Annotated in this window: 21 protein-coding genes; 12 read left to right on the forward strand and 9 right to left on the reverse strand. The window is 66.1% G+C overall.

The window, feature by feature from the left end; translation table 11 throughout:
• Positions 1-59 precede the first annotated feature (59 nt).
• Together ACFY5D_RS01410 and ACFY5D_RS01415 are read left to right on the forward strand one after the other, a co-directional pair.
• The gene (locus tag ACFY5D_RS01410) at positions 60-1,280 is read left to right on the forward strand and encodes an acetyl-CoA C-acyltransferase (RefSeq protein ID WP_387523993.1); all 1,221 of its coding nucleotides are present in this window, start codon (positions 60-62) and stop codon (positions 1,278-1,280) included.
• The gene (locus ACFY5D_RS01415) at positions 1,277-1,690 is read left to right on the forward strand and encodes a hotdog fold thioesterase (protein ID WP_387523996.1); all 414 of its coding nucleotides are present in this window, start codon (positions 1,277-1,279) and stop codon (positions 1,688-1,690) included. Before ACFY5D_RS01410 ends, ACFY5D_RS01415 begins: the two co-directional genes overlap by 4 nt.
• A 139-nt stretch (positions 1,691-1,829) precedes the next feature.
• On the opposite strand, the gene ACFY5D_RS01420 is transcribed toward ACFY5D_RS01415, so the two are convergent.
• The 4 genes from ACFY5D_RS01420 to ACFY5D_RS01435 all read right to left on the reverse strand — a co-directional run bounded on the left by ACFY5D_RS01420 (position 1,830) and on the right by ACFY5D_RS01435 (position 6,819).
• Positions 1,830-3,149: an NADH:flavin oxidoreductase gene (locus ACFY5D_RS01420; protein ID WP_387523999.1), complete on the reverse strand. Its 1,320-nt coding sequence runs from the start codon at positions 3,147-3,149 to the stop codon at positions 1,830-1,832.
• 180 nt (positions 3,150-3,329) lie between these two features.
• Positions 3,330-4,358 carry an ABC transporter permease gene (locus ACFY5D_RS01425; protein WP_387524001.1) on the reverse strand — a complete coding sequence of 343 codons (1,029 nt, stop codon included), beginning with the start codon at positions 4,356-4,358 and terminating at the stop codon, positions 3,330-3,332.
• A complete protein-coding gene (locus ACFY5D_RS01430; RefSeq protein ID WP_387524004.1) occupies positions 4,355-5,314 on the reverse strand; it encodes an ABC transporter permease in 960 nt (319 codons plus the stop codon). The genes ACFY5D_RS01425 and ACFY5D_RS01430 overlap by 4 nt, the downstream gene beginning before the upstream one ends.
• Complete coding sequence (locus tag ACFY5D_RS01435) at positions 5,311-6,819, reverse strand: sugar ABC transporter ATP-binding protein (RefSeq protein WP_387524006.1); 1,509 nt, start codon at positions 6,817-6,819, stop codon at positions 5,311-5,313. The genes ACFY5D_RS01430 and ACFY5D_RS01435 overlap by 4 nt, the downstream gene beginning before the upstream one ends.
• 123 nt (positions 6,820-6,942) lie before the next feature.
• On the opposite strand from ACFY5D_RS01435, the gene ACFY5D_RS01440 reads away from it, so the two are divergent.
• On the forward strand, positions 6,943-8,205 hold the full coding sequence (locus ACFY5D_RS01440) for a substrate-binding domain-containing protein (RefSeq protein ID WP_387524008.1): 1,263 nt from the start codon (positions 6,943-6,945) through the stop codon (positions 8,203-8,205).
• A 369-nt stretch (positions 8,206-8,574) separates the two neighbouring features.
• Here ACFY5D_RS01440 and ACFY5D_RS01445 read toward each other — a convergent pair whose 3' ends face one another.
• Together ACFY5D_RS01445 and ACFY5D_RS01450 are read right to left on the reverse strand one after the other, a co-directional pair.
• Positions 8,575-9,594: a dihydrodipicolinate synthase family protein gene (locus ACFY5D_RS01445; protein ID WP_387524011.1), complete on the reverse strand. Its 1,020-nt coding sequence runs from the start codon at positions 9,592-9,594 to the stop codon at positions 8,575-8,577.
• Positions 9,595-9,621: 27 nt separating this feature from the next.
• A complete protein-coding gene (locus ACFY5D_RS01450) occupies positions 9,622-10,635 on the reverse strand; it encodes an ornithine cyclodeaminase family protein (RefSeq protein ID WP_387524014.1) in 1,014 nt (337 codons plus the stop codon).
• Positions 10,636-10,780: 145 nt separating this feature from the next.
• On the opposite strand from ACFY5D_RS01450, the gene ACFY5D_RS01455 reads away from it, so the two are divergent.
• The 5 genes from ACFY5D_RS01455 (at position 10,781) to ACFY5D_RS01475 (ending at position 16,656) form a co-directional block, all read left to right on the forward strand.
• Positions 10,781-12,157: an aldehyde dehydrogenase family protein gene (locus tag ACFY5D_RS01455; RefSeq protein ID WP_387524017.1), complete on the forward strand. Its 1,377-nt coding sequence runs from the start codon at positions 10,781-10,783 to the stop codon at positions 12,155-12,157.
• Between the two features lie 93 nt (positions 12,158-12,250).
• Positions 12,251-13,756 carry a bifunctional 3-(3-hydroxy-phenyl)propionate/3-hydroxycinnamic acid hydroxylase gene (locus ACFY5D_RS01460; RefSeq protein ID WP_387524020.1) on the forward strand — a complete coding sequence of 502 codons (1,506 nt, stop codon included), beginning with the start codon at positions 12,251-12,253 and terminating at the stop codon, positions 13,754-13,756.
• 42 nt (positions 13,757-13,798) lie between these two features.
• Positions 13,799-14,737 (forward strand): VOC family protein, encoded by a 939-nt coding sequence (locus ACFY5D_RS01465; protein WP_387524023.1) that lies wholly within the window; start codon positions 13,799-13,801, stop codon positions 14,735-14,737.
• Positions 14,738-14,767: 30 nt separating this feature from the next.
• Entirely contained in the window at positions 14,768-15,808 is a 1,041-nt protein-coding gene (locus ACFY5D_RS01470) for a fumarylacetoacetate hydrolase family protein (protein ID WP_387524026.1), read from the forward strand.
• A complete protein-coding gene (locus tag ACFY5D_RS01475) occupies positions 15,805-16,656 on the forward strand; it encodes an ABC transporter substrate-binding protein (protein WP_387524028.1) in 852 nt (283 codons plus the stop codon). The genes ACFY5D_RS01470 and ACFY5D_RS01475 overlap by 4 nt, the downstream gene beginning before the upstream one ends.
• A 390-nt stretch (positions 16,657-17,046) precedes the next feature.
• Here ACFY5D_RS01475 and ACFY5D_RS01480 read toward each other — a convergent pair whose 3' ends face one another.
• The 3 genes from ACFY5D_RS01480 to ACFY5D_RS01490 are packed head-to-tail and all read right to left on the reverse strand — an operon-like array spanning position 17,047 to position 19,943.
• Positions 17,047-18,303 carry an NAD(P)/FAD-dependent oxidoreductase gene (locus tag ACFY5D_RS01480; protein WP_387524031.1) on the reverse strand — a complete coding sequence of 419 codons (1,257 nt, stop codon included), beginning with the start codon at positions 18,301-18,303 and terminating at the stop codon, positions 17,047-17,049.
• A 12-nt stretch (positions 18,304-18,315) separates the two neighbouring features.
• Positions 18,316-18,639, reverse strand: a complete 324-nt coding sequence (locus ACFY5D_RS01485; RefSeq protein ID WP_387524034.1) for a 2Fe-2S iron-sulfur cluster-binding protein — start codon at positions 18,637-18,639, stop codon at positions 18,316-18,318.
• A 23-nt stretch (positions 18,640-18,662) separates the two neighbouring features.
• Positions 18,663-19,943, reverse strand: a complete 1,281-nt coding sequence (locus ACFY5D_RS01490; protein ID WP_387524037.1) for a cytochrome P450 — start codon at positions 19,941-19,943, stop codon at positions 18,663-18,665.
• 102 nt (positions 19,944-20,045) lie between these two features.
• Between ACFY5D_RS01490 and ACFY5D_RS01495 the strand changes: the two genes are divergently transcribed.
• The 4 genes from ACFY5D_RS01495 to ACFY5D_RS01510 all read left to right on the forward strand — a co-directional run bounded on the left by ACFY5D_RS01495 (position 20,046) and on the right by ACFY5D_RS01510 (position 24,874).
• Entirely contained in the window at positions 20,046-20,960 is a 915-nt protein-coding gene (locus tag ACFY5D_RS01495; protein WP_387524040.1) for a LysR family transcriptional regulator, read from the forward strand.
• Positions 20,961-21,282: 322 nt separating this feature from the next.
• Positions 21,283-22,299 carry a fumarylacetoacetate hydrolase family protein gene (locus tag ACFY5D_RS01500; protein ID WP_387524043.1) on the forward strand — a complete coding sequence of 339 codons (1,017 nt, stop codon included), beginning with the start codon at positions 21,283-21,285 and terminating at the stop codon, positions 22,297-22,299.
• Positions 22,299-22,907 (forward strand): cupin domain-containing protein, encoded by a 609-nt coding sequence (locus ACFY5D_RS01505; protein WP_387524045.1) that lies wholly within the window; start codon positions 22,299-22,301, stop codon positions 22,905-22,907. Before ACFY5D_RS01500 ends, ACFY5D_RS01505 begins: the two co-directional genes overlap by 1 nt.
• Entirely contained in the window at positions 22,904-24,874 is a 1,971-nt protein-coding gene (locus ACFY5D_RS01510) for an acetoacetate--CoA ligase (RefSeq protein ID WP_387524048.1), read from the forward strand. Before ACFY5D_RS01505 ends, ACFY5D_RS01510 begins: the two co-directional genes overlap by 4 nt.
• The last annotated feature ends 81 nt before the right edge of the window (positions 24,875-24,955 follow it).

Here is a 24,955-nt window from a genome sequence, read left to right on the forward strand (position 1 = left end):
TCCCGGCCCGTGTGGCCGGCCCGTCGTGCAGCCGGGCCGCAATGAAAGGAAACATCATCGTGAACACCGCCATCACGCCGAATGACGCGGTCATCGTCGCTTACAGGAGGACGCCGATCGGGCGGGCCCGCAAGGGATCGCTGGCCGGCGAGCGACCCGAAGACCTCGCGCTGGCGGCCATCCGGGGCGCGCTTTCGGTGGTTCCTCAGCTTGAACCTGCCGAGTTTGCGGACGCCTATATGGGTTGCGCGGTCCCTCAGGGGCCCCAGGGTGACAACATCGGACGCCGTGTCATGGTGCTTGGGGGAATGGACAGTGTCCCTGCGGTCACCGTGAATCGTTTCTGTGCCTCCTCGCTGCAGGCCACCGCGATGGCGGCCCAGGCGGTGCGGGCCGGTGACGGGGAAGCGTTCCTGGTCGCGGGCGTCGAGTCGACCAGCTCGACACCGCCGGTGGTCGAGTCCCCGTATCCTGCCTTCGCGGACGCGGCGCGCAGCGCCGACAGCGTCTTCGAATCCGGCCAGCAGTGGGTCGATCCCCGCGAACGCGGGCAGCTTCCCGACGTATATCTCTCCATGGGCAAGACCGCCGAGTTCGTGGCACGCCAAAGCGGCACCACGCGCCGGGACCAGGACGAGTGGGCCCTGGAGTCCCAGCTCCGGGCGGAACGGGCGATCGGGTCCGGGTACTTCGTGCGCGAGATCGTGCCTGTGACCACCGCCGCCGGCGCGGTGGTGCACGCCGATGACGGTCCGCGCCCGGGCACCACCCTCGAGGCACTCTCCAGCCTCAATCCGGCGTTCCATGAATCAGGTAGCGTCACCGCGGGCAACGCCAGCCCGCTCAACGACGGTGCCTCCGCATTGGTGGTGATGAGCGCCCGGCGCGCGGGCGAACTGGGATTGACGCCGCTGGCCCGCATCCTGGGCAGTGCCGCAAGTGGCCTCTCACCGGAAATCATGGGGCTCGGTCCGGTCGACGCGTCCAGCCGCTTGCTGGCGCGTTTGGGTCTGTCGATCGGCGACATCGACATCGTCGAGCTGAACGAGGCTTTCGCCGCACAGGTGGTTCCAGTGGTGCGGAAGCTCGGTGCCGATCCGGAGCGGGTCAACCCGTTTGGCGGCGCGATCGCCCTGGGCCACCCCTTCGGTGCGACCGGCGCGCGGCTGGTCGGAACGCTCATCAACGGACTGCAAACCACCGACGGTTCCCTCGGCCTGGCCACGCTCTGCGTGGGCGGCGGCCAGGGCATGGCGATGGTAGTGGAGAGGCTCTCATGAACCCGTCAACGCTCATTGCCGACCCTGCCCGATCGATGCTGGCGGCGGACAAAAGCCTGGGAGGCCTCGGCATCCAGGTGCTGTGCGCCAGCGAGGGTCGCGCCACGGCAACCCTGACGGTCACGCCCGAGATGGCCAACGGGCATGGGATTGCCCACGGCGGGTTGGTCTTCGCGCTGGCGGACACCGCTTTCGCCATGGCCGCCAACACTTTCGGCGCCGGGATCGCGACCGCCGAGGCTTCGATCTCCTACATTTCCCCGGCGCACATCGCCGACGAATTGGTGGCCTCCGCCGAGGTGAGCTTCCACGAGGGTCGCCGGATGATTGTGGATGTCATGGTGCGGGCGGGGGAGAAGACCGTGGCCATCTACCGCGGAACCGGCAGGGCCCTGCGTCCGGCGGGCTGAGGCTTCCCAAGAGGCAACCGATCTAAAGGTCAAAACACGTGTGTGCCCGGACTCCTCGGAGTCCGGGCACACACGTGTTTACAGCAAGCATTGCCGCGCCGGACCCCGTCACGGGTGGGGATCCGGTGCGGCGCAGGTGTCAGCCCTTTGATGCCTTCGAGCCGGCGGTGGCCAGCTTGTCGGCGATGCCCATGAGGACCGGGGAGCCGGTCGCGGCGATCAGCAGGCTCTCCACCGGACGCTTGAGCATGATCGATACGGGTTCCTTTGCCCCCGCGAGAATTGCTTCGCGTCCCATGGCCGGGTTCTTGTGGCACCTCACCGGCACGTTGAAGATCAGGCGGCGCAGGCAGGAATTGTCGTGGTCGCACCACACGATCTCATCCTGTCGTCCCTGTATCACCTTGTTGGGGAATTCCGGGTCGGCCAGCATCTGCCTGGCCAGCATGATTCCGTCGGCGAACCCGTCGCTGATGGCCTCCGCACACTGTTGCGGGTCGTAGGTGCTGCTCAGGAGCAGGGGGACGTTGGGCATTGCGGCGCGGAAGGCCTGTGGCTCGCCGTGCTCCAGGATTGCACCCGAAAAGGAGGTGACGTTGTGGTCCATCGACTCGTAGTTCGCATCGCTCAGGGCGATGTATCCGAGCCCTTCAGCGGCAATGATTGCCGCGACCTCCGCGAACCCTTCGGGTCCCTGGCCGTCGGGAAGGTGGTCGTTGGTGGTCATCCGCAGGCCCACCGGATAGTCGGTTCCGACCTCGGCGCGAATCGCCCGCATTGTGTCGACGAGGATGCGGGAGCGGTTTTCGGCGCTGCCGCCGTATTCGTCCGTCCTCCAGTTGGTGCGCGGCGAGAGGAAGGATGAATAGAGGTAGCGCATGTGCGCGCCCAGCTCGATGCCGTCGAAACCGGCCGCCTTGGCACGCCGGACAGCGGCAATGGCCTGTTTCTGGACCTCGAGGATTTCCTTCTTGGTGATTTCGTCCGGAGTCGGGTTGGTGCGTCCGCCGGGAATGTAGAAACCGTGCGGCAGGCGGGGCGCTGCCATGCGGACTGGCTTCGGGCTTGCGGCCCGTGTGGGTCGGCCCTCGCCCGGGACGCCCATGGCGCCGAAACTCGGGAATATCTGGGCGAAGATCGGTACGTCGTGCTCGTGCACGGCATCGACCATGCGCTTGAGTCCCGGAATGAAGTCGTCGCTGTCGAAGCGCATCAGGGGTTGGAACGGCGCTTCCTGGTTCCCGCGCTCGGTGGCCACGCCGCCACCGATGATCAGCAGCCCTGCGCCGCCGCGTGCCCTGGTGGTCAGGAACGCGATCGTCTGGTCGCTGGGGTGCCCGTCCTTCGTGGGTTGGAGCACGGCCATGGGGCTGAGCACATAGCGGTTCTTGATGGTCAGGCCGTCGATTTTCCAGGGGCTCGAGAGGATCTCGGCAACAGTGGCGGTCTCGTGGGACATTCTTCTCCTTGGGAGTTGGGAAAATGATTCATTTCAATTCAGATTCGATTTTGTATCGAATGGTTTTGATCCGATGGTGCAAATGGACTATCGGATCAAGTCGGGGCCGAGATCGGGCCCGCGAAACTTTCGAGGCGCTCGGCCGGCCCAGCAATGGACGGTGTGGCCCCGGGCAGGCCTTCAGAACCTGTCGCGCACGTGGCGTTCCCGGCCGTAGAGCGAGACCACTGCAAGGATGATGAGCCCGAAGATGATCCGGCTCTGCGCCTCGGACAGCCCGTTGCTCACGATGATCGTGGACAGCAGGGTGAGGGTGAGCGCTCCGAGCAGTGTCCGGGTGTAGCTGCCGCGGATCGAACCGAAGATGGTGCCACCGACCAGGACTGCGGCCAGGCCCGAGAACAAATACGGCTCCCCGATGGTTTGCGACCATCCCGAGCCGTAGGAAGCAATGAAGATGCCGGCGATCCCGGCCAGGGCGCCGGAGGAGGCAAAGACCAGGGTCCACACGGCGGAGGTGCGGATCCGTGTCAGCCGGGCGGCCCGGAAATTGACTCCAGTCGCATGGAAGCGGCGTCCGGCCGCCGTGCGGTTGAGGAAAATCCACATGCCCACTCCGCAGGAAAGCACGATCAGGATGATCGGCGGGAACGGCAAGCCGAAGGTGGTTCCCCGCAGGCTGGCCAGGGATCGTAGCGCCGTCGGCGGGGCAGAGGAATAGTCGCCGCCAGCCAGAAACAGCGTCGCGCCCGTCAGGGCCGCGCCGGTGCCCAGCGTGACGACCAGCGGCTGGACCGCGAAGCGGTGGCAAATCCAGCCGATCAGGGCACCGATGCCGGCGCAGACCAGGACCGTGACCAGCACGGCGACAAGCGGCGGGACCGCGAGCTCGCCCGCGACGTTCGCCGCCATGAAGGCGCCGAAGAGGATGTAGCCGGGTGCCGCCAGGTCCAGCCCGCCCAGAATCACCACGAGCGTCTGACCCATGGCCGCCAAGGCCAGCAGGGAGGCGATGACCAGGATCGAGGTGACGGACCTGGGGTTTGCGATGGCGGGAATAGTGATGACGAGCCAGGCTGCCAGGGCCAGGACGACCAGGACCTGCAGGGTGGGCGCCTCGAAGACCCAGGCCTTGAACCTGGTCCAGGAATGCGCCCGGGCCTTGGGTGCAAGGGGTGCCGGTGCGGGGGACAGGGCGTCATTGGTCATGATACGTTCCTCTTCAAACGGGGGGCCAGCAGCGTCGCGCCCAGCACTACGCCAAGAACCAGGACTGAGCCGTAGGCGAATTGGATGAGGCTGGGTGCCACACCCGAGGCCGTGAGCAATTGCTGGAGCAGGTAGATGGAGACCGCTCCGAAAAGCGCGCCCAACAGGCCGCCGCGGCCGCCGGCCAGGGAGGTTCCGCCCAGCACCGCGGCAGCGAGCCCCAGCAGGGCGTAGGTGGAGGCGAGTGATGACTGCGAGGACTGCACAATGGCGGTCAGCGCGATTCCGGCGATTCCGGCGAACAGGCCGCCGAGGGTGTAGGCCAGGATCCGGACCACCTTGATGTTGACCCCGGAGCCGTAGGCGGAGACATCGCTCTCGCCGGTGGCCAGGAGATTGCTGACAAAGGCAGTGCGGCGCAGGGCGAACCAGATGAGCCCGGCGGCGCCGATCGTCACCAGCGCCCCGGGGAGAATGCCGATGCCTCCGGCGAAGACCTCGGTCCAGTTGTCCGGGGCTGCCACGGGATTCTGGGCGATGGTCAGCGACAAGCCCACAAGCAGGAACAACATCCCGGTGGTGGCGACCACCGGGTGCAGGCGCACCACGGCGACCAGGATTCCATTCAGGGCGCCGATCCCGGCGGCAACGGCCAGGATGATGGGCGCCGCCAGCTGCCAGTTACCCAGTCCCGCGGGAATGAGGATGGCGACAAAGAAGCAGTTGATGAACGTGGCCAGGGGGCCGACCGAAATGTCGATGCCGCCAGCCAGGATCGAGGGCGTGGAAGCGAATCCCACCAGCACGAACGGTGCCAGCGTGGCCAGGGTTCCGGGCAGGCGCGCGGGGGAGAGGAATGACGGTGAGACGAAAAGGTTCAGCACCAGCAGTACCAGCGCAAGCAGCAAGGCAAAGGCGAAGGGCCAGCGCTGGAACAGGGTCAGGACGCGGTTCATGTGAGGACCTCTGATTTCTGGCCGAAGTAGGCGGCGACGATGGACTCGGTGGAAAGCTCCGAGTGGGGGATCCGGGCAAATACCGCTTGGTCGCGGAAGACCAGGACGCGGTCCGCGAGGTCGACGAGCTCGTCGACCTCGCTGGAAAGGACCACGATGCACATGCCCGTGGCGCTGAGTCGGTCAAGGATCGCGTAGATCTCGCGCTTGGTCCCGATGTCGACCCCTCGCGTGGGGTCGTTGAGCAGCAGTACCTTGGGGTCGGTGGCAAGCCACCGCGCCAGCAGCACCTTCTGCTGGTTGCCGCCCGACAGGGTGGAAATGGCATCGTGTGCGGTGCCGAAGCGCAGGGACAGCAAGTGGGCGAAGGCGTCGAACTTCCGGGCGATGCTTCGGGTGTCCAGCAGCCCGCCGCGGCGGTGCATCCCCAGGGTCGGGAGCGCGAAGTTCTCCCGGATCGACATGGACTCGAACAGCGACTCGCCGCGACGTTCGCGCGGCAGGTAGGCGACGCCCAGGGCATCCCCGTTCCGCGCGGTCAGCACCGCGGTGCCCTCGGAGAGGACACGCTCGACGCTGCCGGACCCAGCTGCAACGCCGGCCAGGCGCTTGATGAACTGGTCCTGTCCGTGGCCCTCGAGCCCCGCGAGTCCCACGATTTCGCCGGCGCGCAGCTCGAAGTCGGTGGGTGCCGAGCCCGGCCCCAGGCGGACGGCGGCTCCCTTGAGGATCAGGTCCCCTGGTTCGTGCGGTTGCCGCAGGGTCTCGGTGTGGCCGGAGTTTCCGGTCATGTCCGAGATCAACCGATTGATGGAAAGCCCAGAACGCTCCACTGTGGAAACTGTGCATCCGGAGCGCAGGACGGTGACCCGGTCCGAGATCTCCGCGACCTCATCCATGCGGTGGGAAATGAACAGGATGGCCGTCCCCGCGGCCGCGAGTCGGCGCATCTCAATGAAGAGCCGATCGCGGGAGCTGACGTCCAGGGAGGCCGTCGATTCGTCGAGGATGAGCACCTTGGGCTTGCGCACGAGTGCGCGTGCAATGCACAGCGACTGCCGCTCGGAGAGTGAGAGTTGCCCGGCGGGAAGATCCAGCGGGATCCCGCCGGTGATGCGTGTCAGCACATCCTGGGCGATGGAGCGTTGCTCGGCGCGGCCCAGTCGACGACGGAATGTCCCGTGGGACCCGAGCCAGACATTCTCGAGGACCGATTGGCTCCCCGCGGTGAGGACTTCCTGGAACACCGTCGCAATTCCCAGGTCCATGGCGTCTCGGGGCGATCGGCTGGTGACGGGAACGCCGTCCAATGTGATGGCGCCGGAGTCCGGGCGGTGGACGCCTCCCATGATCTTAACCAGAGTGCTCTTCCCTGAGCCGTTTTCGCCCAGCAGTGTGTGGATTTCGCCCGGCCTCAGATGCAGGTCGCCGTCGATGAGGGCACGGGTGGCACCGAAGCGCTTGCTCACCCCGGCGAGCACCAGGCCGAGTGGTTGGTTGTTCACGGCGGATCTCCTTACGTGACAGAAATGTGTCGTGGGTCATATGTGAAACTAGACGAATCGTACCGCATGTGGCACTCTCATTCCATACGATACGAATCGTTTCACTCGGCAAGGAGATAGACCATGAAGAAGACGTCATCTTTCCCCCGTTTCACCACGTTCGGCGCCGCGATCCTGGGGGTCGGCGCCCTCGTATTGACCGGATGCTCGGCCTCGGCACCGGCTGCCCCGGTCTCCTCCGGCGGAGCCACGGCCGCGCAAGAGCCTTCGGCGGCGGCAGCGGGGACCTGCGGGTCGGTGCCCACCGGCGCTGCAAAGGACCCCAGCGGCCTGCTCGCGGATTTCCCCAAGGAAATTGCGGCGGGCTACGACCTCTACCCCTACGAAATCCGGAAGTCGGCATGGGCCGACTACAAGTCGAAGAAGACTGGCGGATTCACTGCGGCGATCGTGGGCATGCCGCCTGCCAGCCCCTTCATCGCCTCCATGTCGGAGTCGATCCGCAAGAGCCTGAAGGCCGAGGGCGTCGAGATCGTCGGCGAATTCGCCCCGGACGACCCCTCGAACGTGCCCCTGCAGCTCCAGCAGTTCAACGAGGCTCTCTCGCTCAAGCCCGACGTGATCATCTACACAGCCATCGCCCCGGAACCTTCAGTGGACCTGGCCAAGGCTGCCCATGAGGCCGGCATCCCACTGGTCGCCGCCCAGGTGCCGATTGATTCCGAATACGCGGTGAGCGTCACGCGGAACACCCCGCTCGCCATCGCCAAGGTCACCGCCGGAACGGTGGGAGCAATCGGCGGCAAGGGCAACGTCCTGCGCGTCGAGGGCATCCCGGGCATCCCGGTCTCGACCTTCGCGAACATGGGCATTGACGCAGTCCTGAAAAATTGTCCGGACATCAAGATCGCAGGGTCGGTCACCGGATTCTTCCAGCCGGCAACCGCCCAGGCCGAGGTCCAGAAGTTCCTGGCAACCAACCCCGCCGGGGTTGACGCAGTGCTTCAGGCCGGAACCATGGGCGTGGGCATCCGCAACGCCTTTGAGGAATCGGCAATGGACGTGCCGCCGATCGCGGACGACGGGTCCAGCCACGGATTCTCCTCCTGGGCACTGGCAAACGCCGAGTACCCCTACTTCGGCACCACGACCCCGTCGGTGCGCACCGGTGAGGCAGTGGTGGATGTGGCCCTGCGTATCCTGAAGGGCGAAGGGCCGAAGATCAACCAGATCGTTGAACCTTCGGTGATCGTCTCCCGAGAGAACCTCGCCGCCATCGCGGACCCTTCGTGGGACGTCAACGACCTGACCGACCTGGCCGGCGAACCCGAGGACTACCTGCCCACCGAGCGCCTCAATGAGTTCTTCGCAAACCCGGGCGCATAATTCCCGTCCGGGAACCCGAACCCCTGGATATTGATCCGGACTCGAAGGGTCTCTTCCACGGGTCGGATGTCGAATCGACATCCGACCCTGGAGGGGGCCCTTTCCCTTTGCCCGTTGTCGGGTGGCTTGGGGGAAGTGCGAGCGGCACTGATGTCCCATGCGGAATGAGTACGAAATTGCCAGGGGTTTCCCCGCAACCGCATGCGGGGGCGCCGAGGGAAGCCGTGGTTGTTGGCGCCGACAGCGGTGCGTGTGCCGCGTCCTTCCCCTGCGCAGTCTGTCACACGCAAAAGCCCCTTGGAGCGCCGAACCAGCAATTGGCTCGGTGCTCCAAGGGGCCTCCCGATGCCGGCACCAGGCCGGCTGCGATTAGGCGCTGACGCGTCCGCGCAGGAACTCGGAGTCTGGGGAGTCGGTGACGGGCAGTCCGGAGGCTTCCAGGCTTGCGCGCAACTGCTTCATGAAGCGGTCCGGAAGCCTGACTGCCGGCGGGCGCAGGGCGCCGCCGTTGAATCCGGAGAGCCATTCCTGGTACTTCCACTGGGTGCGGTTGATGGAGCTGGTGCCCGGGGTCGACGTTGACGACACGGCCATGTTGGCCGCACGTGCAGGCTGGACCTCCCAGTAACGCTTCATGGCTTCCTCCCACTTGCCCGTGCGCGCCATCTCGAAGGCCTTGGGGTAGTAGTCGCCCATCCAGTTCGTGTTTGCCGTGCCGGAGAACTGGACGTCCAAGACCGACATGAGGGGGAGCAGCTCGGCCTCGATGGGGCAGGAGATCACCACTTCGTCGCGGAAGTGGTGGTACATTTCCATGACTCCGGGGATGCCCGGGTAGCCCTGTTCGGCCTTGATGGCGACGATGCTCGGCATCGCGTCAAGAACGCGGCGCACGAAGTCAACGCTCATGCCTGCGGGGTGGATGCGTTCGAAGCCCCAAGCGGGCAGCGGGAACAACATGGTCGCCAGATCGGTTTCGTCGGTGAAGCGCTTGGTGTAGTCGAATACCTCGTCGTACGAGGTCGGCCAGAACGAAGAAGGGTAGGCAAGCAGCGCGCGGTCGGCGCCGGCCTTGGTGGCCAGGTTTGCCGCGTGGATGTTCTCTTCCAGGGTGCCAAAGATGGCGTGGAAGAAGAGGCCGAAGTCCGGGCCGGCAGCTTCGCGGGCCACTGCGGTGATCCGGGCGTTCTCCTCCGGGGTGATATTCGCTTCGGCGATCAGCAGCGAACCCTTGTAGCCACGTTCCTTGAGCAGGAGGATGTCGTGGCGGATCGCGTTTTCGTTGATGCCGGAGAAATCCGGCGTGAAGGACGGGTGCGTCACGGCGACGGTGCCGACGAAGTTCTCCCGCGCCCAGGAGCGGGCTTCGGATTTGGTGTATTCCACCATGGTGTTCTCCTTTGTGTCTGTGTGGTGTTATTTGCGGCTGGTGACGATGCCGACGGGCAGGACGGTGCCGATGCCCTCGGCGCGGGCGCGGTCCACGAGCATCTCTGCAACCACGATGTCCTGCAGTCCGGAACCGGTCGATTTGTAGATCCTGATCCCGTTCTCAGGGTCGATTTCGGTCTCTCCGGTCAGGACGGAGTTGAGGGTGACTACGAGTGAGTCGACGTCGACGCCGTGTGCCCGGGCTGCGATCATGTCGCCGCTGCCGTGGACGACCTCGTCGCGCGTATCGACCACTACGACCGAGGCGCGGGCTATCAACTCCGGGGGCAGCTCTCGCTGGGCCGGGGTCGTGGAGCCGATCGATACCACCGCGGTGTTGGGGCCGACCCATTCTGCCTGAAGCGTCGGGGATTCGTCGCGGGAGCGCGCGGCGCACAGGATGAGATCCGCACCTTCCGCTGCCTCGCGGGGCGAGCCGACGGCGCGGGTGGGTGCACCGAACGCACCGTCGAACTCGGCCGCAAAGGATTCGCGGTTGGCAGGGGTCGGGCTGAATACGCGGATCTCGGCGAACTCCAGCAGGTGGGAAAAGGCCGTCAGGTGGGAACGGGCCTCGAAGCCGGAGCCGATCACGCCGACGCTCAGCGGCCGCTGCGGCACGATCGTGGAGGTGCCCACCGCCGTGGTCGCGGCGGTGCGCAGGCCGGTGACGCGATTTCCGTCAACCAGCGCCACCAAATCCGCGGTGTCCTTGTCGAAGAGCGAAATCAAGTAGCTGACGCGCAGGCCGTCCGCGAAGGAGCCGGCGATCGATTTGGCGCCGAACAGCTGGCCGCTGGGCGGCACCGAGGGCATGATCCGCAACCATTCCCGAGGTGTCTGGGCGAAGATCCGCCCCGGGGTGCCAGCCTCGTCGGCGGGGGCCTTGTATGCGGTGCGAATGGCCTCGATCGCCCCGGACCAGTCCGAAAGGCTGGCCACATCGGCGTCGGTGAGGAAGAGCGGAAGGCTGGTCGGCAACTCGCCATTGGTGCTCACGGGGGCACTCCTAGGATGTCGGGCAGCCGGTCCATGGGCTGCGGGCGTGGGTGGATCCATCTGGCAAGCCCGAATGGTGTCCGATACGAATCGTATCCTATATAGTCGTGACCGAGAACACGTTTCGAGGAAAAGGATCCCACCCATGGCAATCGCAACCGTCAACCCGACCACCGGTTCGACCGAAATGATCATCGAGCCCCACTCTGCCCAGGAGGTCCTGGATCGCATCGCGGAAGCCGCCGAAGCCGCGCGCCTGCTGCGCGGCACCACCTTTGCCCAGCGCGCGCAGTGGATGCTCGCCGCGGCGGACGTCCTGGAGGACCAGGCCGATGGCCTGGGTGAATTGATCACCGTCGAGATGGGAAAGCCGATTGCGCAATCGGTCGCCGAGGTGCACAAGTGCGTCAAGGCCATGCGCTTCTACGCCATGCGGGCCGAGGAATTCCTGGCCGATGCCCCGCTGTCCGACCCGTCGTCGGTCGGCGCAAGCCGCGCGTGGACCCGCTACGAACCGCTGGGGACGGTCCTGGCGGTCATGCCGTGGAACTACCCGCTCTGGCAGGTCATCCGCTTTGCCGCCCCGGCGCTCATGGCGGGCAACTCCGGCCTGCTGAAGCATGCCTCGAACGTGCCCCAGGCGGCACTCTTCCTTGACGCGCTCTTTGAGCGGGCAGGGTTCCCGCGGGGGTCCTTCCGCACCCTGCTGATTGGCGGCTCGGAGGTTGGCGCCGTCCTGGCCGATGCGCGGGTCAAGGCGGTGACGTTGACGGGTTCCGAGCCCGCGGGGCGCTCGGTGGCCTCCATTGCCGCCGACCACGTGAAGAAGTCGGTGCTGGAACTGGGTGGGTCCGATCCATTCATTGTCATGCCGTCGGCGGACATCGCCGCCGCTGCCGCGACGGCCGTGCGTGCACGGATCGGCAACAATGGCCAGTCCTGCATCGCCGGCAAGCGCTTCATTGTGCACGCCGAGGTCTACGATGCGTTCGCCGCCGAATTCGTGAAAATGATGTCGGAACTTGTCGTCGGGGATCCGCTGGATCCGGCAACCCAGGTGGGACCGCTGGCCACCGAGTCCGGGCGCGACGAGCTTGCCGAGCTTGTCGAGGATGCCCGCGCCCTGGGTGCCCAGGTGCTGACGGGCGGGACGATTCCCGAGGCCCCCGGCTTCTTCTACGCGCCCACGGTGCTCGCCGGCCTTAGCGACGACATGCGGATCATCCAAGAGGAGACCTTCGGGCCCGTGGCATCGCTTTACCGCGCCGAAGATCGTGAAGACGCCCTGCGCATCGCCAACCAGACCACCTTTGGTCTTTCCAGTTCGGTCTGGACCAACGAGGCCGAGGAGGAGGCATGGTTCACGGGCAACCTTGACGCCGGTGCGGTGTTCATCAACGGCATGACCGTCTCGCACCAGGAGCTGCCGTTCGGCGGGATCAAGCGTTCCGGCTTCGGGCGAGAGCTTGCCGCGGACGGCATCCGGGAGTTCTGCAACCTCAAGACCGTATGGAAGGCCTGAAGCGCTTTTGCGCCCGTCCGGACCCCTTGTGCGGCAATGGTGACGGGTGTTACATTTATTCGAAACGGTACGTACTGAATGCTAAGGAGTGAGATGGCAAACATCGTTGATGTTGACGTAGTGGTGGTCGGCGGAGGGCCCGTGGGGGTTACTGCCCTGGCGCTGCTGGGCCGTGCCGGCCTGAGCGCCGTCGGCGTGGAACGCGAGGTCCAGGCCTGGCCCACCGCGCGTGCCGTGCACTTCGATGGCGAGATCTTCCGCACGCTCCAGTCCCTGGGGGTGGCCGAGCGCTTCGCCGAGGCAACGTTGCCCATGGCCTCGTTCCACATCGAGAACGAGGAGCGCGAAGTCCTCGTTTCCGTGCCGACCGGCCAGCTTGGCAACCAGGGTTGGCACGACGACCTCACCTTCCACCAGCCGGACATCGAGGTCCTGCTTCAGGAGGTCGTCCAGGAGCTTCCCGGCATCGAGTTGCGCCGCGGCATGACAGTGCTCTCGGTGCGCAACGTCGGGCAGGGAGTCGAGGTCGAGGTACGTAACGCGGACGGCGAGGAATCCCTCATCCGTGCCCGATGGGCCATCGCCGCGGACGGGGCCCGCTCGCAGAGCCGCAAGGCACTGAACATCGAGACCGAAAAACTGGGCGAGGATGCGCAGTGGCTGGTCGCGGACGGGATTCTTGATGGGGACTCGGGCCTGACTTCGGACATGATCTTCCTGGGCCACCATACGCGGCCTGCCCTGTGGATCCGCCTCCCCGGCAAGCGGGTGCGGATGGAGTTCATGTTGATGCCCGGGGACGACCCCGAGGAAATTGCGACTCCCGAGGCCGTTGAACGGATCAGCCATGGCGTGCTGCCGGCAGGCAAATTCACCGCGGACCGGCTGGCCATATATACGTTCCGGGGGCGAATTTCCCAGCAGTGGCGGGCCGGGAACATTTTCCTGGCCGGCGACGCGGCCCACCAGGCCCCGCCGCTCTTCGGGCAGGGCCTGTGCGCCGGCATCCGAGACGTGGCCAACCTGGTGTGGAAGCTCGACGCCGTCAAGCGCGGTGCGGCCGACGACAGCCTCCTTGACACCTACGAGTCCGAGCGCCTGCCGCACGCGCGGTTCTGGGTCGAGCAGGCAACCAAAGCCGCGGGCTTCATGCAAACCACCGACGCCAACGTCGCGAAGCAGCGTGACGCCTTCATCAGGGCGAACCCCGCCGCGTCGGCGCCCGTCGCTCCCGCGCTGGGCCCGGGCCTGCACGAAGGCGACACCGACGAACGCGCAGGCCGTCTCGGCATGCAGCCGATCCTGGCCGACGGCGTGCGCCTGGACGACATGGTGGGAAGCCGATTCCTGTTGGCAACAACCCCCGAGCTCTACGCCGCCGTCCCGGCGCCGCTGCGCGAACGACTCGAGGAGCATGGCGACGTCGTGGTCCTGTTCGATCCGGCCAAGGTCGGTCAGATCCTTGAGGCAGCCGGCGCCCGGGCGGTCGTCGTGCGCCCCGACCGCTACATCCTGGGCCTGGGGGACACCCCCGAAGCCCTGGAACGCCTCATCCGCAGCATCCCGCAGGTCGGCCGCCCCGTGCCGGCACACATCTAAACCCACGCCATCGTCCAACGGACAGAACTACAGGAGAACATCATGGCATTCAGCCCGATCACACACCTGAGGCACTTCGACATCGCGGTGCCCGATTACGAAAAGCAGATCGATTTCTACAAAAACCACTGGGGACTCACCGAAATGGAAAACGACGGCGGAGTGACCTACTTCGCCGCCGAGGGCTCCCCGGAACAGTACTCGGTCCGCGTCCGCAAGGCCGACGAGAAGCGCCTCGACATGGTCGCCTTCGGCGCGGCCGACAAGGCCTCGGTGGACCAGCTCGCCTCGGACCTGATCGCCAAGGGCGTGAAGCTCATTGGCGAACCCGATGACGTCAAGACCCTCGGCGGGGGATACGGCTTCCGCTTCTTCGACCTTGAGGGACGCACCATCGAGGTCTCCTCGGACGTCGAGGTGCGCAAGCACCGCAAGATCGAGGAGCGCGAAGCCATCCCGGTGCGGCTCTCCCACGTGGTGCTCAACTCCCCGGAACCGGAGAAGATGCGCGCCTGGTACGAGCAGCACCTGGGCTTCCGCCTCTCGGACACGCTGAACCACCCTCACATGGGTGACCTATTCTACTTCATGCGCTGCAACGCGCAACACCACTCCATCGCGATCTCCCGCGGCCCGCACGCCTCGCTGCAGCACGCGTCCTTCGAGCTGCGCGGGATCGACGAGTACATGCGCGGCAGCGGCCAGCTGCTGCGTTCGGGGTTCAAGAAGATCTGGGGCCCGGGCCGCCACAGCGCCGGGGACAACACCTTCACCTACTTCCACGATCCCAACGGCAACACCATGGAACTCACCACGGAACTAGATTCGGTCGACGAGGACACCTGGCACCCCAGCATCTACGACACCAGCGACCCCCAAACCTCCGACCAGTGGGGCACGGGCGGCGACATGGACGAGTTCATCGCCCGCGAAATGTTCAACGACAAGGACAAGGGCCTGTTCGTACCGCCACCGGTATAGCGGCACCAAATGAGGACCAATGGAGGATTCATGAATGAAACACCCGTCAACGAATTCAAGCTGGGCACCTTCGAGGGGGACGGGGAGGTATTTCCCGGGGCCGTCTTCGGGGGCTACGTCATTGACCTGCGCACGGTGGTGCCGGGCATCACCCGGATCGGGGACCTGTTCGCCGACTGGGATGCGCACCTGGACGTGATCGGGTCCCTCGACCCGGCCGCCGCCGGCGCGCGCCCGCTCGAGGGCCTCAAGGTGCACCCTCCGGTGCAGCCGATGGGCACCATCATCGCCGCCGGGGCGAACTACCGCGAGCACATCCTGCAGATCAGCGTGGCCCACAAGCTCGGCAAGGAAGGCGCCGACGCGGCGCAACTCCACGCCGACGCGGCAGTCGAAACCGACGAACGCGGCCGCTCGGGCGACCCGTACGTCTGGACCGGGATCCCCTCGGCGGTCTGCGGCGCCTACGACGACGTGCAGTTGCCGGATGTCGGGGGCAACGTCGACTGGGAGCTGGAGCTTGGCGTGGTCATCGGCCGCAAGGCGCACCGGGTCTCGGCCGCGGACGCCTACGACTACGTGGCCGGCTACACCATCGTCAACGACGTCACCGCGCGCACGCTTGTCCCGCGCGGAGACATGGCCATGATCGGCACCGACTGGTTCCGCGCGAAGAACCAGCCGACGTTCTTCCCCACCGGACCGTACGTGGTGCCGAAGCGGTTCGTGCCGGACCCGGCGAAGCTGCGGATCTGTTTGAGCCTCAACGGCCAGGTGATGCAGGATGCCCTGGCCGATGACCTGCTCTTCGACATCCCGAGCCTGATCGCCTACGCGTCTTCGGTCGCCGTGCTGCAGCCCGGGGATGTCCTCATCACCGGTTCGCCGGCGGGCAACGGTTCGCATTGGGGCCGTTTCCTGCGGGACGGCGACGTGATGGAGGCGGAGATCTCGGGTCTCGGCATCCAACGTTCAACGGTTCGCGGGCCCAGCGGGCAGCTGCCTCCTTGGTACGTGGATCGCCCGAAAGCGGTGGCAGCCGTCGCCGCGGCCACCGGAACCGGCTCGTGAGCCTGCGCCAAAGCCACTTCGTGACGCCGGTCTCCTATCTCCTGGCGGCCGAGCTGGGATTCCTGCGAGGCGTTCAGGTGGTGCCCACCCGGACCCCCTCGAGCGCCGAGCAGCTGCGGGCCCTGCTCGCCGGTGAACAGGACATGGTGGTCACGGCGATCGACAACCTGTTCGAATGGACCCGGGCCGGCGCCGACCTGCGCCTGGTGGCCCAGGTCGAGGCGAGCACGTCGTTGGGCATCCATGCGGGCGGAAACATGGGATCCCTCGCGGATCTGTCCGGCTGCCGGTTCGCGGTGGACGCACCCGACAACGGGTTCGCGCTCATCGCCAAGCGCCTGATGCGGGACGCCGGCGTCGAGGTCGATTACGTGGTGGTCGGTGGCGTGCGCGAACGCCTGGATGCGCTGCTCGACGGCAGCGCGGACGCGACCCTGCTCGGGCCGCCCTTCGACAAGCTGGCCGAACAGGCCGGTTTCGCGCGCGTGGCCGACGTCAATGCACTGCTGCCGGAACTGCCGGGCCAGGGTTTGGTCGTCCGCGCCGAGGTTCTCGAATCCGAGGAGCTGGCACGCTACCTGGGCGCCTTGGTGCGCGGGGTGGAAGTCGGAGAATCGATGGAAGAAGCCCAAGGCATCGAGTTGCTTGAACACTGCGGTTACCAAGCCGCGGCCGCTAGCACCTGGGGCTCACGGGCCCGCACGCTTGCCGTGGACCGCCGCGGACTGGAACTGTTGACCGAGATCCGTCGAGGCCTGGACATGCTTCCGCCGGGCATCAGCCTGGAAGGGCTCTGCGACGCCGAACCGCTCCAGCGGGCCACACGCTCCGCCACGGTTGACAACTGAGAGTCCTCTTTGGACATGGGCGGATTCTTCGCCGAAGCATCAGGCATGGGTGCGGGTCGAAACCATCGACCCGTACCCATGCCTTTCTGTTGCTGTACCTCAACCGTTGCCGCGGCGTGGACGGACCAAGACCAATGGGTCGGGCAACCCGTTTGGCCAATTGCCACGTATATTCGGACGGGGCGCATGCCCGGACGGATCCGGCGGCAAGAGCCTGGGCCCGGAGAATCATCTCCCGAGAACCGGGACCGGTCCCGGGCGCAGCGGATCCTCACTGTCCCGGACGCACCCAAGAAAGAACACCGGTCAACGCCCCACAGGGACATTGACCGGTGTTGTGGTGGAGTGGAACCGCCATGTTCCGGCGGTTCCACTTGGCGCGGGCGGGGCCTATGCCGGTGCGGAGGCCAGGGATTTCGCGGCAGCCTTGAGCGTGAAGCCCTCCGTCTCTGCCTCGTGCCGGGTTAGCCGTGCGGAGCCGGCCAGCAGCTTGCGGGCGGCGAGATGGTCGCCCGGCAAGTTCACCGATTCGACGGCGGTGAGGAATCCGTCGCGGAAGCACAGCACGGAGAACTTCGCGGCCGCCGGATCTCCCAGGACGAGGGTGTCGTCCTGGGGATGGGCCAGTCCGGCCATCTGCAACCGATACGGGCCCTGGGTGGACCAGAACCACGGGAGATCCGCGTAGACGGTCGCCTCCGCTTGGCCGCCCGCTGCCGCCATGATGGTGCGCGCGGCGTGGCGTGCCTGGTCGGTGGCGTTCTGCACAGACTCGAGGCGGATCCGGCCCCCGGCAAGGGGGTGGGGGAAATTGGCACAGTCCCCGACCGCCAGGATGCCGGGATCCGAGGTGCGCAGCCGCGCATCGACGAGGATCCCGTCCTCGGTCTGGAGCCCGGCTTCGAGCGCCAGGGAGTCGTTGGGCAGCACGCCGATGCCCACCACGACGAGATCGGCCGGGTAGCTTTCCCCGGTGGTGGAAACGGCGGCTGCCACGCGGCCGTGCTCCCCGGCTTCGAACCTGTCGATGCCCTCGGACAGTCTGAGGTCGATGCCGAGGCGCGCGTGGGCGCCGGCAAACCAGTCGCCCATCACCGGGGTCAGTGCCCGGCCCATGGGACGGGGCGCGAATTCCAGGACCGTGGTGTTGCACCCGTGGGCGCGTGCGGCGGCGGCAAATTCGAGGCCGATGAACCCGGCGCCGATGACCACGACGTTCCGTGCGGCAGGTAGCGCCGCATGCAGTTCCTCTGCGTCCGCAAGGGTGCGCAGGCCGTGGATGCCGGGCAGCCCGGCCCCCGTACAGCCCAGGGTGCGGTTGCGGGTGCCGGTGGCCAGGATCAGCTGCCCATAGGGCAGCGTCGTTCCGTCCGCCAATGCAACGGTCCGGGCCTGGCGGTTGATGGCGGTGGCGGACACGCCCCTAAGAAGTTTGATGTCCTTGTCGTTGAAGAAGGCTTCGCCGCGCAGCGGCAACGGCAGCGCTTCCTTGCCCGGCGTCAGGTAGTCCTTGGACAGCGGAGGGCGCTGGTAGGGGAGTCCCGGCTCGTCTGCAACGATCGTGATTTCCCCTGCATATCCCTCGGTGCGCAGCGAATCCGCGCTTTGGAGGCCGGCCTGGCCGCCTCCGATGATGACGATGCCCATGTCCTCGCCCGCCTAGACCTGGTCCGCGGGGATGTCGACGACGATGGATCCCAGCGATGGGCCCACGGCAACCTGGCAGCCCAGGCGCGATCCGGAAGTGCGCTCGGCCGTGGTGCAGTCAAGCATCTCGTCCTCGTCTTCGGCGATCTCGGGCAGGTTTCCTGCATATTCGGGGCGGACGTAGATGTGGCAGGTCGCACACATGGCCTGGCCGCCGCATTCACCGACGATTCCGTCCACTCCGTTGGACACTGCGGCGCGCATCAGCGTGGTTCCGTCGGCGACCTCGAGGGCCTGTTCGGTCCCGTCGGGCTGGGCAAAGGTGATGGTGGGCATCTTAACTCCTGATGGTGGGGGTTCTAGTTCCAGGTGACGGGCAGGCTGGTCAGGCCTCGGAAGACCCACCCGCCCCAGCGTTCGGGACGTCGGTCATCCAGTCGCAGCGAGGGGAAGCGCTCGTAGGCCTTGGGGACGGCAATCTGGCCGATCGCGGCCTTGGCAGCCCAGTGCCCGGCGCAGAGGTGGACCCCGGCGCCGAAGGCCAGGTGCGGGCGCTTGGGCCGGTGGACGTCAAAGCCCTCCGCGCTGTCCCCGAATTGGGCCGGGTCGCGGTTCGCGGAGGCGACGACGACGCCGATGCCGGCACCGGCGGGGATCCGGACTCCCTCCAAGACCGTGGCATGGGTGGTCTGCCGCGGGTACATCCCGATGGGGGACTGCCAGCGCACCGTCTCGTCGAACACCGCAGCCCAGAGCGGGGGGTCGGTCAGCACCGCCTCGCGTTGCGCCGGATGCAGGCTCAGCGCCCACACCATGTTGGTAATCATGTGCTGCGGTTCATTCATTCCGCCGGAGATCGCGAGCTTGACGTTGGTGACGACGCGTTGCGTGCTCATGCCGCTATTGGCGAGGGCGGAAATCAGCGACGCGTCGGGGTTCCGGCCGTAGAACGGAATAAGGTCGGCCAATAGCACGTCGGCCTCGGCCGTGGAGGTATCGCTGCGCTCCCAGATAGCCGGATCGTCAAGTACATTGCCCATGCCGGCAATGAAGTCGTGGGACCAGCGGCGGACCTGGTGCACGTCGGTGTCGCGGAGCCCCAGGAGGTCAATGAGGTTCTGCGAGGCCAGCGGTGCCGCGTAGTCGGTGTTCAGGTCCGCGGTCTCGGGTCCTTTGTCCTCGAGTGCGTCGAGATAGGTCTCGGCGTTGCGAGCGAAGACCGGGGCCCACGCTTGCTGGATTGACTTCGGGCGCAGGACCGGATTGATGGGAGCGCGCTCGGCCGCATGTTCGGGATCGTCTTTGCGCAGCATCGGCTGCGCGCCGATGGCCCGGGTCATCGTTGCCCCTGAAACGTTGGCGCTGAAGATATCTTGGTCCTGCTCGACGTCGTGGCACCCGGAATAGCTGGTCACGAGGAACTTCTGCAGTTTCGGGACCCAGGCCACCGGCGATTCCTCGCGCAGCCTGGCATAGGAGTCATAGGGATCGGCCGCGAGGCCTTCGACATCCAGCCAATCCGCAACCGGGTAGTCGGCACCCGCACTTGATAGCTGATCGACCTGTGGTGCGGGGTTAGATGCGGCGGCGGTGGACGCCGTGGTGTCTTGGAACGGGCACTGGGCCGCTGGGCTCGTCATCGGGTTTCTCCTCATTGGTTGCTTGTAACCAGTGTCACGGCGAAAGTTCTTGCAGTAAACTGCGGATATTAGTGATACTTCTTCGAAAACTTAGGAATAACGTTGGCCCGGTTCACCTTGCGGCAGCTCGAATTGTTCGCCGCCTTGCCCGACCACACCACCTTGAGTTCCGCTGCAAAGACCCTGCACGTCTCCGAATCCGCCTTGTCACATTCCCTCTCCGAGCTGGAAGCCGCGGTCGGCGAGCAGCTATGCATCCGCCGCAAGGCCCGCGGCATGCACCTCACGCCAACGGGGCGGCACTTCGCGGCAAGGGCGCGGGAGATCATCCGCTCCACCGACACGCTGGTCGGCGAGCTCGCGGAGGTCCGCGGAGAACTGCGCGGCCCCGTTGCGCTCGGCTGCTACACCGAGTTGGCCAGCAATGTCCTGCCTGCCGTCCTCGAAGGAGTGGGGCGCAGGCATCCCGAGGTGAACATCGGCATCACGGTGGGGGACCACACCGAACTGCTGGCGGCCCTCGAGAGCGGCTTGCTGGACCTGGCGATCGTCTACGACATCGGCTTGCCTTCGGGGCTGCAGCGGAGCGTCGTCTATGAGACCGAGGTCTTGGCCGTCCTTGCCGGCTCCGAGCCGCTGGCGCAGGAACCCGACATCGATCTGGCGGACCTCGCCGCACTGCCACTCATCATGCTCGACACGGCCCCCAGCAGCGGATACACCGAACTCATGTTTTCCCAGCGCAACTTGACGCCTCGCATCGGGTCGGTCGTTCCGCAGATCGATCTGGTCAGGGCGATGGTTGGCCGCGGACTGGGATACAGCCTCTTGATGTCGCGACCCCACCAGATTCCGGTCTCCAGCGAGGGCCTCCCTCTGGTCACGCGACCTCTGCGCCCACGTAGCGGCGTCACCTCTGTGGTGGCCATTTGGCCCACGGGGGCAAGGCTTAGCAAGCGGGCCAAGGCTGTATTGGACTACGCGGTTGAGGCATTGGAGGCCTCCGACCCGAACTAGGGAACCCCGGACCTGGCGCGATCTGGAAATGCGGGCGGTCCGGGACCTGCGGACGTACCCGCTTCTCGAATGCCGCCGATCGGCAGCCGGGCGTGCGCGTCAACGATTGCGCGCTTCCGGAAGATCGGTGATCGCGCGCAGCAAACCGAATTCCAGGCGTGGCAAGGCCCGCGGCCCCATGAGCCGCCCGGGCCTCGGGGGATGTCCCTGTTGTAGTGGGTGCCCGGGAGACAGTCAATTGCCATGAATTTTGCCTATTGCAACTCCATGAGCCCAATGCGATACTGTACGTATCGTATGAATAGTGCTCAAAGGAGTAACCATGAAACTGGGAAGAATTGCAGTGCCCACGCCCGACGGCGAACAGATTCGACTCGTCGCGGCCCAGCCTGAACAAGGACGGGTCATTGACCTTGCCCGCGCCTATGCCCTGACGCTTCAGCGCAAGGCGGCAGAGCCGGACCGCGCTCGGGCAATCGCCCTGGCGGTGCTTCCCGGAAGCCTGGCAGCGGGAATCGGCGGAGGCTCCATCTTCCTGGACGCCGCGCACGATGCGCTTGCCGCCGCGGACGACGCTTCGTACGGAATCGACGAGGTCTCGTGGCGCGCGGCGGTCGACTCGCCCGTCATTCGCGACGGACTGACCTTCGAGCAGCACATCCAGAACTTCCACCGGATTGTCGCCAAAGCGCAGCCGGCACGCTCGATCTACGAGCGCCCGGGGTATTTCAAGGGCACCACGGCCATGTCCTACGGCCACAACCAGGAACTGCCATACCCCGACTTCACCGAGGCCCTCGATTGGGAGCTCGAGGTTGGCTACGTCGTGGGCAAGTCCGGCAGCGACCTGACCCCGGAAACGGCCATGGACCACCTCTTCGGCATCACCGTCTTCAACGACTTCAGCGCACGCGACGTGCAGGGCCCGGAAATGGCAATCGGCATGGGTCCGCAAAAGTGCAAGGACTTCGGCTACGGCATCGGCCCCTGGGTCACCACGATGGACGAAATCGATTCCATCGAGGGGTTGCGCGGCCAGGTCCGCGTCAATGGCGAGGTGCTCTCCGACACCAAGGTCGAAGACTTCGTCTACAGCCCCGCAGAGCTTTTGGCCTACGTCTCGATCTCCGACCGCCTGCAGCCGGGCGACCTCATCGGCTCCGGCACCATGGGCTTCGGCGCCGGCGTTGAAATCGGGAAATTCCTGAAGCCCGGCGATGTCATCGAGCTGGAGCTCGAGGGGGTCGGCACCCTGCGTACGCCGATCTCCACCGAACGCCAAAAGGCCCCCTGGTGGCCCGAACCCCGGACCTACCCGCACGATGAATGGGTGGCCTGATGTCCCGGCCACCAGTTCGCCGTATCGTCACCGGGCACGACGACCAAGGCCGCGCCATCATCCTCTCGGACGGGGCGTCGCCCAACCACTGGTCCTCGGATCTGATTCCGGGATTCGGTGCCACCGTGCCCTGGATGACAGCAGCCGGAGCAATCAACCACGTCGACGACGCCGACCCGGCCACGGCCGAGACGGTAATCCCCAGCTTCCCCGCCCCGGGCGAAACGATCGTGAGGATCGCCGATTTCCCGCCGGATGCCGTTTATCCGGACGAAGCGGGGTCGGTGATCTTCGACGAGCTCGACGGACACGACGAGGCCGAAGCCGGCGCCGAGCACAGCGGTTCAAAGCACTTCTGGTTCCACCGCACCGACTCGCTGGATTACGCGGTGGTTCTCGAGGGCGAAATCACGCTGCTGGTAGACGAGGGCGAGGCGACCATGCGCGCCGGCGACGTGGCAGTGCAACGTGCCACCAGCCACGCGTGGTCAAACCGCACAGACCGCACGGCCAGGGTCCTGTTCGTGTTGATCGGAACCGAGCCGCAAACCGCGGCCGAGATTGCCGAGCAGCGCAAGGCAACCTCCCGGCCCTTGGAGAGCGCATGATCACCGACGTCCACGCCGCGGACGGCGAGGTGATCTGGGAACCTGACCTTGCACTTGGCGCGGAGACCGGCGTCGGGCGTTTCGCCTCCTTCCTGGAGGGTCAGGGGATCGAGGTCGGCCAGGGCTACGACGAGCTCTGGCAGTGGTCCGTGGATGAGCCCGAGCGGTTCTGGGCCCAATTCGCCCGGTTTGCCGGCGTCGAATTCGGCGGGACCGTCGGGCCCGTCTGCACCGGCGACGCCATGCCGCACACGCGCTGGTTCCCGGGACGCACGCTCAACTTCGCCCGGCACTTGCTGCAAGGCCACGAGGGGACCGCGCTGATCGGCATTGCCGAGGACGGCACGCGGGAGGAAACCACCTGGGATGCGCTGCGGCGCGAGGTGGCCTCCCTGGCGGCGCACCTCCGTGCCCGTGGCGTCGGCCACGGGGACCGGGTTGTGGCGATCCTTCCCAATGTTGCCGAGGCCGTTGTCGGGTTGCTGGCCACGGTCTCGATCGGTGCCGTGTGGTCCGTCTGCGCCCCGGAGTTCGGCGCCGGCGCGATCGTTTCGCGGTTCGCCCAGCTCGATCCCAAGATCGTGATCGCCACACCTGGCTACAAGCTCGGCGGGAAGAACCGAGACCGTCGCGGCGAGCTGGGGGAGATCTTCGCCCAGCTCCCCACCGTCGAGCACGTCATCTGGGTGGGGCGGCACACCTCCATCCCGAGCATGCCGACCGGGGTTCCGGCCGTGGACTGGGCACAGGCCGTGGGTGAGCCGGCGGAGCTCGTCTTCGAGGACGTCGAGTTCAGCCATCCCCTATGGGTTTTGTTTTCCTCCGGGACAACGGGCATTCCCAAGGGCATCGTGCACGGGCACGGCGGGGCGCTGCTTGAGGAAATGAAGATGCTCCTCATCCACTCGGACCTGCGGCCCGGGGACCGTTACCTCAACGTGGCCTCGACGAGCTGGGTGCTGTGGAACGCGCTCGTCTCCGCCCTGGGCGCGGGGGCGACTGCGGTGCTCGTCGACGGAAACCCCACCTTCCCCTCGATCGACAGGGTGTGGCAGATTGCCGCAGACGAACGGGTCGCGGTCCTCGGCGTGGGCGCGGGATTCGTCCATTCCTGTGCGAAGGCCGACCTGGTGCCAATGCGCGACCATGACCTGGGCGCCCTGAAATCACTTCAAGTCACCGGATCGCCGCTCTCGGCCGACGGCTACCGCTGGGTCTACGGCAATGTGGGTGACATCTGGCTGAGCTCGATGAGCGGAGGCACGGATATCGCCTCCATCTTCGTAGGCGGATCCCCGACGCTGCCCGTCCACGTCGGCTACATCCAGGCTCCGGCGCTTGGTGTGCGCGTGGAGTCGTGGGATGAGGCGGGCGATCCCACCCTGGGCAAGGGCGAGCTGGTGGTGACCGGTGCAATGCCCTCGATGCCGCTGAGTTTTTGGGGCGACGATGGAAGCCGGTACCACGAGAGCTACTTTGCCATGTACCCGGGGGTGTGGCGGCACGGAGACTACATTGAATTCACGTCCCGCGGCATCTTGATCCACGGCCGTTCCGACTCGACGCTGAACCGCAACGGGCTACGGCTCGGTTCGGCGGATATCTACGCGGTGGTTGAGTCACTGCCCGAGGTCGCAGAGGCGTTGGTCGTCGGTGTGGAACTTGGTGAGGACTACTACATGCCGTTGTTCGTGCACGTAGCTGAAGGCATCAAGCCGGAGTCGGCACACGCCGCAATCACCAAATCCATTCGGGAAAACCTCTCCGTCAGGTACCTGCCCGACGAGATCGTCTTCATGCCCGGCATTCCGCATACCCGCACCGGAAAGAAGCTGGAGGTTCCCGTCAAGCGGCTTCTGCAAGGGGCGCAGCTGGAAACGGTCGCGGATCTCGGGTCGGTGGATGATCCCGTGCTGATGGAAGCGTATGCCCGTTTTGCCCAAGAACGGCAGACGGTCTCGCTCTAGGTTGTTCCATTGTCGGCCCGCGGCTTCCAAGGATGCCGCGGGCAGACAGCCGACCGGAGCTGTCGGGCAAGGTTTGGCTCG

Source organism: Paeniglutamicibacter sp. NPDC012692, assembly GCF_042901625.1.
In the GTDB taxonomy this organism is placed as follows: Bacteria; Actinomycetota; Actinomycetes; order Actinomycetales; family Micrococcaceae; genus Paeniglutamicibacter.

Coding starts and splice junctions, on each gene's coding strand:
- ACFY5D_RS01470 (WP_387524026.1), top strand. CDS start 14,768: ATGAATGAAACACCCGTCAACGAATTCAAGCTGGGCACCTTCGAGGGG.
- ACFY5D_RS01510 (WP_387524048.1), top strand. CDS start 22,904: ATGATCACCGACGTCCACGCCGCGGACGGCGAGGTGATCTGGGAACCT.
- ACFY5D_RS01455 (WP_387524017.1), top strand. CDS start 10,781: ATGGCAATCGCAACCGTCAACCCGACCACCGGTTCGACCGAAATGATC.
- ACFY5D_RS01465 (WP_387524023.1), top strand. CDS start 13,799: ATGGCATTCAGCCCGATCACACACCTGAGGCACTTCGACATCGCGGTG.
- ACFY5D_RS01500 (WP_387524043.1), top strand. CDS start 21,283: ATGAAACTGGGAAGAATTGCAGTGCCCACGCCCGACGGCGAACAGATT.
- ACFY5D_RS01420 (WP_387523999.1), bottom strand. CDS start 3,149: ATGTCCCACGAGACCGCCACTGTTGCCGAGATCCTCTCGAGCCCCTGG.
- ACFY5D_RS01440 (WP_387524008.1), top strand. CDS start 6,943: ATGAAGAAGACGTCATCTTTCCCCCGTTTCACCACGTTCGGCGCCGCG.
- ACFY5D_RS01430 (WP_387524004.1), bottom strand. CDS start 5,314: ATGAACCGCGTCCTGACCCTGTTCCAGCGCTGGCCCTTCGCCTTTGCC.
- ACFY5D_RS01425 (WP_387524001.1), bottom strand. CDS start 4,358: ATGACCAATGACGCCCTGTCCCCCGCACCGGCACCCCTTGCACCCAAG.
- ACFY5D_RS01460 (WP_387524020.1), top strand. CDS start 12,251: ATGGCAAACATCGTTGATGTTGACGTAGTGGTGGTCGGCGGAGGGCCC.
- ACFY5D_RS01415 (WP_387523996.1), top strand. CDS start 1,277: ATGAACCCGTCAACGCTCATTGCCGACCCTGCCCGATCGATGCTGGCG.
- ACFY5D_RS01445 (WP_387524011.1), bottom strand. CDS start 9,594: ATGGTGGAATACACCAAATCCGAAGCCCGCTCCTGGGCGCGGGAGAAC.
- ACFY5D_RS01485 (WP_387524034.1), bottom strand. CDS start 18,639: ATGCCCACCATCACCTTTGCCCAGCCCGACGGGACCGAACAGGCCCTC.
- ACFY5D_RS01505 (WP_387524045.1), top strand. CDS start 22,299: ATGTCCCGGCCACCAGTTCGCCGTATCGTCACCGGGCACGACGACCAA.
- ACFY5D_RS01480 (WP_387524031.1), bottom strand. CDS start 18,303: ATGGGCATCGTCATCATCGGAGGCGGCCAGGCCGGCCTCCAAAGCGCG.
- ACFY5D_RS01490 (WP_387524037.1), bottom strand. CDS start 19,943: ATGACGAGCCCAGCGGCCCAGTGCCCGTTCCAAGACACCACGGCGTCC.